The following is a 10,800-nucleotide window of genomic DNA, read 5'->3' on the forward strand; positions in this document are numbered from 1 at the left end:
CCGATGACGCCGACGGTTTGAATTTCAGTGCTCAGGCTGATGCTCGGGCTCGTACTGCTCATGCTGGGGGACTCCAATTCTTTCCGTCCTGTAACTCAAGTGCCGAATTGTCGGGCCGAAACGATAGGGCGGACACCCTCGATGAGAAGGGATCTCCCTAAAATCTCGTCTTTGCACAGACTTTGTGCCTTCCTCGACGTTCAATCCCATGACCCACGCGCTTTCCAAGTCTTTTGAGCCACAACCGATCGAAGCCCAATGGGGTCCGGCCTGGGAAGCGAGTGGGGTGTACGCCCCGACGCTTGACCCGACCAAGCCCAGCTTCTGCGTCCAGCTGCCGCCGCCCAATGTGACGGGCACCCTGCATATGGGCCATGCGTTTAACCAGACCATCATGGACTCGTTGACGCGCTATCACCGCATGCTGGGCCACAACACCTTGTGGATTCCGGGCACCGATCACGCGGGCATCGCCACCCAGATCGTGGTCGAGCGCCAGTTGCAGGAAAAAGGCGTCGAAGGTCAGAAGACGCGCCACGACTTGGGGCGCAAGAACTTTGTCGCCAAGGTCTGGGAGTGGAAGGAGCAGTCCGGCTCGACCATCACCCGCCAGATGCGCCGCATGGGCGACTCGGTGAGTTGGCCGCACGAGTACTTCACGATGGACGAGAAGCTCTCGAAGGTTGTGACCGAGACTTTCGTGCGCCTCTATGACGAAGGCCTGATCTACCGGGGCAAGCGGCTGGTGAGCTGGGATCCGATCCTGAAGTCGGCTGTGTCGGATCTGGAAGTCGAGAGCGAGGAAGAAGACGGCCATCTCTGGCATATCCGCTATCCGGTGGAAGGTTCGGATGAAACGCTGGTGGTGGCGACGACCCGCCCGGAAACCATGCTCGGCGACACCGCCGTGATGGTGCATCCCGAGGACGAGCGCTACACCCATCTGATCGGCAAGCAAGTCAAGCTGCCGATCACCGGCCGCTTGGTGCCGATCATCGCCGACGCCTACGTGGACAAGGCTTTCGGCACCGGCGTGGTCAAGGTGACGCCTGCGCATGATCAAAACGACTACCAAGTCGGCCTGCGCCATGGCTTGGCGATGATCACGATCTTCACGCTCGACGCCAGCGTGCGCACGGATCTGGACGACATCCCCACCGGCCTGCGCGGCTTGGATCGCTTTGTCGCTCGCAAAGCGCTGGTGGCTGATTTGGAGACCGAAGGCCTGCTGGTCGAGGTGAAAAAGCACAAGTTGATGGTGCCGCGCTGTGCCCGCACCGGCCAGATCATTGAGCCGATGCTGACGGATCAGTGGTTCGTGGCCATGACCAAGCCGGGGGCGTCGGGCAAGAGCATTGCTCAAGGGGCGATCGAAGCGGTCGATTCGGGCGAAGTGACCTTCGTGCCCGAGCAGTGGGTCAATACCTACAACCAGTGGATGAAGAACATTCAAGACTGGTGCATCAGCCGCCAGCTCTGGTGGGGTCATCAGATCCCGGCTTGGTACGGCGAGAGCGGTGAACTCTTCGTGGCGCGCAGCGAAGATGAGGCCCGTGCCAAGGCCACAGCGGCCGGCTACAGCGGCGCGCTGACCCGCGATGAGGACGTGCTGGACACGTGGTATTCGTCGGCACTGGTGCCGTTCAGCACGCTGGGCTGGCCTGAAAAGACCATCGAACAAGACTTGTTCCTGCCCAGCTCGGTGCTGGTGACCGGCTACGACATCATCTTTTTCTGGGTTGCCCGGATGATCATGATGACCAAGCACTTCACGGGCAAGGTGCCTTTCAAGCACGTCTACATCCACGGCTTGGTGCTCGATGCGCAGGGCAAGAAGATGAGCAAGTCGGAAGGCAATGTGCTCGATCCGGTCGATCTGATCGACGGCATCGCACTGCCCGAGTTGCTGGAAAAGCGCACCCAAGGCTTGCGTAAGCCCGAAACCGCGCCGAAGGTGCGCAAGGCGACCGAAAAGGAATTCCCCGAAGGGATTCCCGGCTACGGGGCGGATGCGCTGCGCTTCACCTTTGCCGCCATGGCCAGCTTGGGGCGCAGCGTTAACTTCGACGCCAAGCGCTGCGAGGGCTACCGCAACTTCTGCAACAAGCTCTGGAACGCCACCCGCTTCGTGTTGATGAACACCGAAGAGCAAGACTGCGGCTTGGCCGAGCATGGTGCAGCGGTCTGCGTGGCGGGCGGTTATCTGTCCTTCAGTCAAGCGGACCGTTGGATCACCAGCGAGTTGCAACGCCTCGAAGCCACTGTGGCCCAAGGCTTTGCTGATTACCGGCTCGACTTTGTGGCCAACGCGATCTACCAGTTTGTCTGGGACGAGTACTGCGACTGGTACTTGGAAATCGCCAAGGTGCAGCTGGCCGTGGCCAAAGAGAGCGGCGACGAGGCTGGCGCCCGTGCGACGCGCCGCACTTTGATCCGCGTGCTGGAAACCATCCTGCGCTTGCTGCACCCGATCACGCCGTTCATCACCGCTGAACTCTGGGAAGCGGTGGCACCCGTGGCTGGTCGCAAGGCCGCAGGTTCGAGCGCTTCGATTGTCACGGCGGCCTATCCGCTGGCGCAGTTGGAGCGTGTGGATGCAGCCGCTGACGCTTGGGTGGCGCGCCTTAAAGCGGTGGTGGGCGTGTGCCGAGGCCTGCGCAGCGAGATGAGTCTGTCGCCCGCAGAGCGTGTGCCCTTGGTGACCTTGGGGGACGCCGAGTTCATCACCTCAGCCGCAGCGCTGCTCAAGGCGCTGGCCAAGCTCAGCGATGTGCTGGTGCTGAGCGAAGAAGCGGCTTTTGCGGCAGCGACCGAGATGGCGCCGGTGGCGGTGCAGGGCGCCGCACGGCTGGCGCTGAAGGTCGAGATCGACGTGGAGGCTGAGCGGGCCCGTCTGGCCAAGGAAATCGCCCGTTTGGCGGGCGAGATCACCAAAGCCGAGGCCAAGTTGGGCAACGAGAGCTTTGTGGCCCGCGCCCCAGCGGCCGTGGTGGCGCAGGAGCGCGAGCGGGTTGCCGGCTTTAAGTTGACTCTCGAACGGGTGCGGGAGCAGGCTCTGCGTCTGGGCTGACCGTGTTGCGAAACAGCAGATCTTTTTGAAAGATCTGCTGCATCTCGTTTTGCCGGAACAGCATGTCTTTCTCGTCGTCGTAGTCAATTGGTCGCGTGGGCTGGGCATCTTCCCGGTGCAAGGGCGGTTCGTTGCGATACCCCCGGTGGCTGGGCTTGATCAGCGGTGCCTGCGGCATGGAGGACTCTAACAAGGACACTGGGTCTTCGGGGAGGGTGTGTACCGGCTGTTGCGGCGGCGGATTCTGCGGCGAGGACCGAAGGATGTTGTTGGCGCTATTGACGCTATTGGCACTGCTGGCGTTGTTGCCACTGGGGGTGTTCGTACTGATGCCCCGCGCAGGGCTTTTGACGTTGGAGGTCCGCAAAATCTCATCAATACGCCGCGCCACGCCCCAAGCACTGCGCAGGCGTGCTTCACGGGTATAGGCCGCCAAGCGCGGTGTGACCAGCAGGCCGCGCGCGTTGTGCAAGGGCTGTCCCGGGTCCAAGCTGCCTGGGCCCATGCTGTCGAGCCACGCAGCAGCCATGCGCCCGCTTTTGAGCACGTCGGCCAGCACTTCTTCGTTGAACAGTGCCAGCGGCGAGACGCTCACCAGCACTTGGCCTTGGCGGCAATAGGGCAGGGCGCGCTCGCCCAGCAGGCCTCGGTAGCGGTTGTAGTAGCTCATCTGCACGCACACCGCGTCGGTGTTCTCGAACAGATCGCGCAAGCCCAAGGGCTGCACCCCCCAGCGGCTCCATTGGCCGTCAGAGGCATGCAAGGAGGGGTCGTAGCCGACGATTCTTGAGCCCAGCGGTTGCAAGAGCCGCGCCAAGACCCGTGACGTTTGGGTCATGCCGACCAACCCCACCGTGCAAGCCCCGAGTTCACGGCCAGCGATGCGATCCGCATCTTCGGGGCTCGGGCGCAGCAGGGCCAAGAGCGCCCCCAACATGAACTCCGCTTCGGCGGGTGCGGCGGCGTCCGAGCTGCGTACCACCTCGATCTTTTGGCGCGCGCAGGCCGAGAGATCAATGTTTTCCGGCCCAGCGACGATCCGGCCGATGGCCTGAAGGTTGGGCGCGTTTTCGAGCGCTTGGGCGTCGATGCCAATCTGTGGCGGGATCAAGACAGCACGGGTGCTGGCCAGGGCTTCTTGGAACGCACGACGTTCCCGGGCCAAACGTGGCGCGTAGAAAAGCTCGTGGCGAGCATCCAGCCACTGCAGCACGTCAGCCTCAAGGGGTTCGGCAATGAGCAGGTCCATGGGTTCACAATGTCCTTGATATAGCCTGCATGTTAAACATGTGCAGGGCAGCACAGTTGCTCACAGGCCGATGAATCGCGCGGGATTTGACATGACAGAATCATTTCAGTCACAACGAGACCCCTTTTATGCAAGTCAAGAAAGCGATTTTTCCGGTAGCAGGCTTGGGAACACGCTTCCTGCCCGTGACCAAAGCCCAACCGAAAGAGATGCTGCCGGTGGTGGATAAACCGCTGATCCAGTATGCCGTCGAGGAAGCCTACGCGGCAGGGGTGCGGGAGATGATCTTTGTGACAGGTCGCCACAAACGCCCGATTGAAGATCATTTCGACATGACTTTCGAGCTTGAAGTGGCGCTTGAGCAGGCCAACAAGCACGAACTGCTGGACGTGGTGCGCAGCGTCAAACCGGCCGACATGGAGTGCATCTATGTGCGCCAGTCGCAAGCGCTCGGTTTGGGCCACGCGGTGCTTTGCGCCCAACGCTTGGTGGGCAATGAGCCTTTTGCGGTGTTGCTGGCCGACGATTTGATGATCGGTGAGCCGCCGGTCTTGCAACAGATGGTGGCGCAGTTTGAGGAGTGGCGCGCCTCGATCTTGGCGGTGCAGGAGGTGCCGCTCGAACAGACTCGTCGCTATGGTGTGATCGCGGGCGTGCCGGTGGGTGAGCGGCTGATCGACGTGCAGCGCATGGTCGAAAAACCGGCCCCGGAACTGGCTCCTTCGCGTCTAGGCGTGGCGGGGCGCTACATCCTGACGCCCGGTGTCTTTCACGAGATTGCCACCCAGCCCCGAGGCGTCGGTGGCGAGATCCAACTCACGGACGGTATCGCTTCGCTGCTGCGGCGTGAAAAGGTCTTTGCCTACCAATACATCGGCAAGCGCTATGACTGTGGCAGCAAGGATGGTTGGCTCGAAGCCAACGTCGAGCTTGCCCTACAGCACCCTGAGCTTGGCCCTGGGTTTCGCGCTTACCTGAAATCGCTGGCGCTGTGATCAGCGCCGACGCAGCCAATGCACGAATTCATTGGGTGCCAAGGTTTGCTGTTCGATGAGTTCGTTGCCACTTTGCTTGGCAAACATCTTGAAGTCGCGCAGGGAGCTGTTGTCGGTGGCGAGAATTTTCAGCACCTCACCGCTGCCCATGTCGGCCAAGGCTTTTTTGGCCTTGAGGATGGGCAACGGGCAATTCAGGCCCCGGGTGTCGATTTCTTTGTCGGCATGCATGGTGGTGTCGCAGCGTGGTGCGCAGCAGAGAGTTTCAGGAATGGATCAGGATCAAGCGCAAATGGGGCGCGCGTTGCCAAAGACGAATTTCTTCGTCCAACAGATGGTGGGTGCGCAGGTGCAAGCTGGTGTCGCCTTCGGGGAGATGGATGCGCGCTTGTTGGCGGTCCATGTGTAGCGTCACCGCTTGTGACAACCCCGCGTCGCGGCCATGGCAGAGCAAAGTCGCCAAGCGCAAGCACAGCATTTGATGAATGGGTGTGTCATCCCATGGCGGATGCTCGCCGGGCAAAGCACCGTGGTGCGCGCCAATCAGATCGGCCACCCGTTGCTGTTCGCTGTACGAGAAGCCGGGGGCATCAGCGTGGCCGATCAGATAAGCCCCATGCCGATGGGGTTCGTGATGCGACACCAAGCGCCCGGTTTCGTGCAGCGCGGCGGCCCAGCCAAGTTGATTGCGGGCCTCCTGGGTGGCGCTTGGCCAAGCTTGATCAAACAAGCTCAAAGCCACTGCGGCGACTCGGCGGGCTTGGCGCAGATCGACATGAAAGCGGCTTTGCAAGCTCTGAGTCGTGAGATCGCGCAAATCGGCCGGTGTCGGGCGGCCTGGCAGGGTTTGTTGGGCGTTGAGCCGGTCGTCGAGATCAAAGACCACGCCTTGGCGCAGGGCACCCCGGGCGGGCAGCAGGGAGGGGATGTCCAGATGCACGGCCAAGGTGTAGAGGATCGCCAGCCCGCTGGCCAGCACGGCGCGGTGACCGGGCTCAAGCCCGGGCAAATCAAGCCGATCAAGTCGGCCCGCCTTCAAGCACGCTTCGATGCACCAGCGCAAACCGGCCGGGGTCACGCTGCCATCGGTGATCTTGTTGACATACAAGATCTCGGCAATCGAGGCCACCGTGCCCGAAGAGCCCAGAGCTTCTTGCCAGTGCGAGGCCCCAAAGGTACCGAGCCCCGGGCCGAAGCAGGCCGCAGCGGTGATCTGTGCGGCGCGGAAAGCCTCTGCGCTGTAGCGGCCGTCGGGGAAATGGCGTTGGGCCAAGCTGATGCAGCCCACATTGAACGATTCGGTGACCAGCGCATCCGCACCGCGCCCCAAGATCAACTCGGTCGAACGTCCGCCAATATCAATCACCAGCCGGGTGCGCTTGGCGGGTTGAAGACGCGAGACGCCCAAGTAGATCAGCCGGGCTTCTTCGCGGCCACCGATCAAGTCGATGGGGTGGCCCAGCACCAATTCGGCGCGATGGACAAAACTGTCGCGGTTGAGCGCTTCGCGCAGCGTTTGGGTGGCAACCACCCGGACTTGGGCTTCCGGGGCGAGATCGAGTCGGTCGCGAAAACGAGCCAAGCAAGCCAAACCGCGTCGCATGGCATCTTCGCTGAGACGGCCATGGCGGCTCAGGCCGGCCCCAAGGCGCACCGACTCTTTCATGTAGTCCTGTCGCAAGTAGCGGCCTTTGCGCAACCGACCGATTTCAAGCCGAAAGCTGTTAGAGCCGAGATCCAGCGCCGCATAGAGGCGACCGTCAAGGGGGTTGGGGTGCGTAACGAGCATGGTCCGAATTGTCCCTGTGATGCAGTGCGAGGACTGGCTTCCTAGAATGGCTGCCCTTGCGCATGAAAGAAGTAGTTATGGATGATCATGATGCCTTCCGTCTGGACATTGACACGCTGATGCCATCACGGATTCACAACAGGCGCGATTTTGTTCGCACCGGGCTGGGTGTGGGCTTTGCCCTTGCTGTTTTACCCGCTTTGGCGCAGACCGCACGACATACCGATGCGGTCGGGTTGGTCGCGGGCGAGGTGCAGATCGACGTCGCTGGCTTCAAACTGCCTGCGTATCGCGCTGTACCTACGGGGCCGGGCCCTTGGCCGGTGGTGCTTTTGGCCAGTGAAATTTTTGGGGTGCATGAGCACATCGCCGATGTCGCACGCCGCTTGGCCAAACAGGGCTACTTGGTGATCGCCCCGGAGCTGTTTGTGCGCCAAGGCGATGCGGGCAGTTATGGTGAGATCGCCAAGTTGATGAGCGAGGTGGTGGCCAAAGTGCCGGATGCCCAAGTCATGGCCGATCTGGACGCCTGCGCAACTTGGGCAGCGACCCACGGCGGCGATCTGAATCGCTTGGGGGTGACGGGGTTTTGCTGGGGTGGCCGCATCAGTTGGCTCTACGCGACCCACAATCCGCGCCTCAAAGCGGCGGTGGCTTGGTACGGTCGTCTGACCGGGTCAGCGAACGAGTACACCCCTGTGCATCCCATCGACCAAGCTGCCAAGCTGCATGCGCCCGTGCTTGGGCTCTATGGGGGCCAAGATGCTGGCATTCCGCTGGCCCAAGTCGATCAAATGAAGCTGGGCTTAGCTGAGGGGTCGAAGGCAGCCCAAGCCTCCAGCTTCGTGGTTTACCCTGAAGCCCCCCACGCCTTCCACGCTGATTACCGCCCCAGCTATCGCAAGGATGCGGCCGAAGATGGTTGGCTGCGCTGCCTTGATTGGTTGCGTTCGCACGGCGTGGCCTGATCACCCCAGAAAGATTGCATGACCCTGTTGTTCATCGTGTTGGCCACCTTTGCCGGTGGTGTGCTGTCGGTTTTGCTGGCAGCGTTCCTGACCTATCAAGTGCTGGGTCGGGTGGTGCCGCACATGGTCAGCCTCTCCACCGGGGTGCTGCTGGGCACGGCTTTGTTGCATGTGCTGCCGGAGGCTTTTGAGAGTCATGCTGATGCCCATGAGCTGTTTCTGACCCTGCTTGGTGGGTTGCTCTTTTTCTTTTTGCTGGAAAAGGCCGAGCTTTATCGCCATGGCCACCACCACGAAGGCGACGACCCTGCGCATCACCACCATCACGGGTTTGACGCTCAACAAGCCGGTCGTGGCGGTTGGAGCGTGCTGGTCGGCGACAGCATCCACAATTTTTGCGACGGTATTTTGATCGCCGCCGCTTTCCTGACCGATGTCCAGCTGGGTTGGATCACTGCCATCGCAGCGATTGCCCATGAGATTCCCCAGGAAGTGGGTGACACCATCGTGTTGCTCAATGCGGGGTTTTCGCGCACCCGGGCTTTGGTCTACAACGCGCTGTCCGGCATGGCCGCCGTGTTGGGCGGGGTGTTGGGTTATTACATCATTGGCCCCTTCCAAGACCTGCTGCCGTACTTTCTGGTGGCCGCATCAAGCAGTTTCATCTACATCGCGGTGGCCGATTTGATTCCGCAGTTGCAACGCCGCCTGCACTGGCGTGAAACGCTCTCCCAATTGATCTGGTTGGCGGCGGGACTGGGTTCAATCTCGCTTATCGTGAGCGGGATGCATGCGCATTGAGCGCTTTTTGATTTCTTTTGCATCGATCAACAAGGACGATATGGGTTTGACGAAGATGGCACGGTGGGTTGGCCTGAGTTTGGGGCTGGGTTTGGGCGTATGGATATCGGCCCAAGCCCAAGGGAGCGCGGCGGCATCGGCGGCCTCCAGCGCTGCGTCCGCCAAGACGCCGATATTTGTCCTCAACTCGCTCGACGCCACGCTCAGCGTGATTGATCCGGTGGCGCTGACTGAGATCAAGCGCGTGCCGGTGGGCAAAGAGCCGCATCACCTCTACCTTTCGCCGGACGAGAAATCGCTCTTGGTGGCCAACGCGCTGGGCAATTCGCTCACCTTGGTTGATCCGCGCACCGGCGATATCCAGCGCACGATCAACGACATCGTCGATCCCTATCAGCTGCGTTTTTCACCCGACATGAAGTGGTTTGTGACCGCTGCCAATCGGCTCAACCACATCGATATCTACAAGGTGATCCGCCCGGCCGGGGGCGGCTTTGAGCTGCAACTGGCCAAGCGCGTGCCGGCAGGCAAAACGCCGAGCCACGTGATCATCGACAGCAAAAGCACGGTGGTTTATGCCAGCTTGCAAGACAGCGATCAGCTCATCGCTATCGACTTGGCCACCCAAACCCCGCGCTGGACGCACCCCTCGGGCAAGATGCCGGCCGACGTGTTTCTCAGTGCCGATGACAAAACCTTGCTGGTTGGTTTGACGGGGGACTCGGTGGTCGAGGCGTGGGATGTGCAAGGCACCGAGCCCAAGCTGATCAAGCGCATCCCGACCGGCGACGGCGCGCACGCTTTCCGCGCTTGGGGTGACAAGCGCCATGTGCTGGTAAGCAACCGTGTGGCCAACACGATCAGCCGCATCGACATCCAAACCCTGAGCGTGACGGACACTTATCCCGGGCCCAGCGGTCCCGATTGCATGGATTTGTCGGCCGACCGCAAGTTCATCTACGTGGCTTCGCGCTGGGCGCGCAAGCTCACGGTGATCGATACGGCGTCGAAGAAAGTGGTGCAGCAAATCAATGTGGGCAAATCGCCCCATGGGGTTTGGATGCTGGATCACGCTCCCCGTCAATAAGGCCTTTGTATGAATCTTCTGTCGCGTTGTGGGCTTAGCCAGGCCGTGGTCGCCTTGATGGCGGCGGGTGCGGTCGCTTCCGTCGGGTCGGCGATGGCGGCTCCGGCGGAGCCCGCGCTGCTCAACCCGCCCCGTTGCGCCAAACCCATTTTTCTGACCTTTGACACCGGCCACATGGGCGTGGCACCGCTGATCGCTGAGGTCTTGCAGCGCCATCAGATCAAGGTGACTTTCTTCATGGCCAACGAGCGCACCGCCGATGGCGGCAGCCTCGACGACCACTGGGCACCGTGGTGGAAGGCGCGCGCCGACGAAGGCCACCTTTTTGGCAGCCACACGTGGGATCACGTGGGCTGGCGGCGCGATCTGCCGGACGGGCGCTTTGAGATGAAGGCGTCGTTTGGCCCGCAGGCCGGTAAGACGCAAGTTTGGGATGCCGCGCAGATCTGCACTGAACTGAATCGGCCGGCCAAGCGGTTTGCCGAGATGAGTGGCGGGCGCAGCATCGCGCCGATCTTCCGTGCCCCAGGGGGCAAGGTCTCACCGCAGTTGGAGGCCACCGCCAAGCAATGCGGCTACCGCATGGTGCCGTGGAGTCCGGCGGGCTTTTTGGGCGATGAGCTGCCCAGCGAGCGCTATCCCAACGCGCAACTGCTGGCCAAGGCGCTGCGCGACATTCGCCCGGGTGACATCTTGGCGGCGCACTTAGGGATTTGGTCGCGTAAAGACCCGTGGGCACCGGCGGTGCTGGAGCCGCTGGTCACGGGTTTGCTGAAAAAGGGCTACTGCTTTGCCACCTTGGCGGAGCATCCCGATTACCGGGACTGGATTCGCACGGGTG

9 protein-coding genes are annotated in these 10,800 nt (G+C 61.7%); 6 read left to right on the forward strand and 3 right to left on the reverse strand.

The features are described 5' to 3' along the window. Positions 1-208 precede the first annotated feature (208 nt). Complete coding sequence (locus AC3VI7_RS10615) at positions 209-3,070, forward strand: valine--tRNA ligase (protein WP_489667755.1); 2,862 nt, start codon at positions 209-211, stop codon at positions 3,068-3,070. Here AC3VI7_RS10615 and AC3VI7_RS10620 read toward each other — a convergent pair. Next, positions 3,021-4,319, reverse strand: a complete 1,299-nt coding sequence (locus AC3VI7_RS10620; protein WP_489667756.1) for an NAD(P)-dependent oxidoreductase — start codon at positions 4,317-4,319, stop codon at positions 3,021-3,023. The two genes, AC3VI7_RS10615 and AC3VI7_RS10620, sit on opposite strands and share 50 nt — an antisense overlap. Positions 4,320-4,447: 128 nt before the next feature. On the opposite strand from AC3VI7_RS10620, the gene galU reads away from it, so the two are divergent. Next, on the forward strand, positions 4,448-5,314 hold the full coding sequence (galU, locus tag AC3VI7_RS10625) for a UTP--glucose-1-phosphate uridylyltransferase GalU (RefSeq protein ID WP_489667757.1): 867 nt from the start codon (positions 4,448-4,450) through the stop codon (positions 5,312-5,314). Here galU and AC3VI7_RS10630 read toward each other — a convergent pair whose 3' ends face one another. Continuing rightward, positions 5,315-5,545 (reverse strand): sulfurtransferase TusA family protein, encoded by a 231-nt coding sequence (locus AC3VI7_RS10630; protein ID WP_489667758.1) that lies wholly within the window; start codon positions 5,543-5,545, stop codon positions 5,315-5,317. Positions 5,546-5,579: 34 nt separating this feature from the next. Then, a complete protein-coding gene (locus AC3VI7_RS10635; protein WP_489667759.1) occupies positions 5,580-7,103 on the reverse strand; it encodes a Ppx/GppA phosphatase family protein in 1,524 nt (507 codons plus the stop codon). A gap of 77 nt (positions 7,104-7,180) precedes the next feature. Between AC3VI7_RS10635 and AC3VI7_RS10640 the strand changes: the two genes are divergently transcribed. From AC3VI7_RS10640 to AC3VI7_RS10655, 4 genes are all read left to right on the forward strand, one after another. After that, positions 7,181-8,071: a dienelactone hydrolase family protein gene (locus AC3VI7_RS10640; RefSeq protein WP_489667760.1), complete on the forward strand. Its 891-nt coding sequence runs from the start codon at positions 7,181-7,183 to the stop codon at positions 8,069-8,071. A gap of 18 nt (positions 8,072-8,089) precedes the next feature. After that, complete coding sequence (locus AC3VI7_RS10645; protein ID WP_489667761.1) at positions 8,090-8,872, forward strand: ZIP family metal transporter; 783 nt, start codon at positions 8,090-8,092, stop codon at positions 8,870-8,872. A 40-nt stretch (positions 8,873-8,912) separates the two neighbouring features. Beyond that, positions 8,913-9,959 carry a YncE family protein gene (locus tag AC3VI7_RS10650; RefSeq protein ID WP_489667762.1) on the forward strand — a complete coding sequence of 349 codons (1,047 nt, stop codon included), beginning with the start codon at positions 8,913-8,915 and terminating at the stop codon, positions 9,957-9,959. Positions 9,960-10,016: 57 nt separating this feature from the next. Continuing rightward, positions 10,017-10,800: polysaccharide deacetylase family protein (locus AC3VI7_RS10655; RefSeq protein ID WP_489671512.1), on the forward strand; the 784-nt coding region annotated here is incomplete at its 3' end.

This window comes from Leptothrix toolikensis (SeqCode), from assembly GCF_057922285.1.

Excerpts from the sequence above, each read along its gene's own strand:
- AC3VI7_RS10630 (WP_489667758.1), bottom strand. The coding sequence starts at position 5,545 with ATGCATGCCGACAAAGAAATCGACACCCGGGGCCTGAATTGCCCGTTG.
- AC3VI7_RS10635 (WP_489667759.1), bottom strand. The coding sequence starts at position 7,103 with ATGCTCGTTACGCACCCCAACCCCCTTGACGGTCGCCTCTATGCGGCG.
- AC3VI7_RS10615 (WP_489667755.1), top strand. The coding sequence starts at position 209 with ATGACCCACGCGCTTTCCAAGTCTTTTGAGCCACAACCGATCGAAGCC.
- AC3VI7_RS10620 (WP_489667756.1), bottom strand. The coding sequence starts at position 4,319 with ATGGACCTGCTCATTGCCGAACCCCTTGAGGCTGACGTGCTGCAGTGG.
- galU (WP_489667757.1), top strand. The coding sequence starts at position 4,448 with ATGCAAGTCAAGAAAGCGATTTTTCCGGTAGCAGGCTTGGGAACACGC.
- AC3VI7_RS10645 (WP_489667761.1), top strand. The coding sequence starts at position 8,090 with ATGACCCTGTTGTTCATCGTGTTGGCCACCTTTGCCGGTGGTGTGCTG.
- AC3VI7_RS10640 (WP_489667760.1), top strand. The coding sequence starts at position 7,181 with ATGGATGATCATGATGCCTTCCGTCTGGACATTGACACGCTGATGCCA.
- AC3VI7_RS10650 (WP_489667762.1), top strand. The coding sequence starts at position 8,913 with ATGGGTTTGACGAAGATGGCACGGTGGGTTGGCCTGAGTTTGGGGCTG.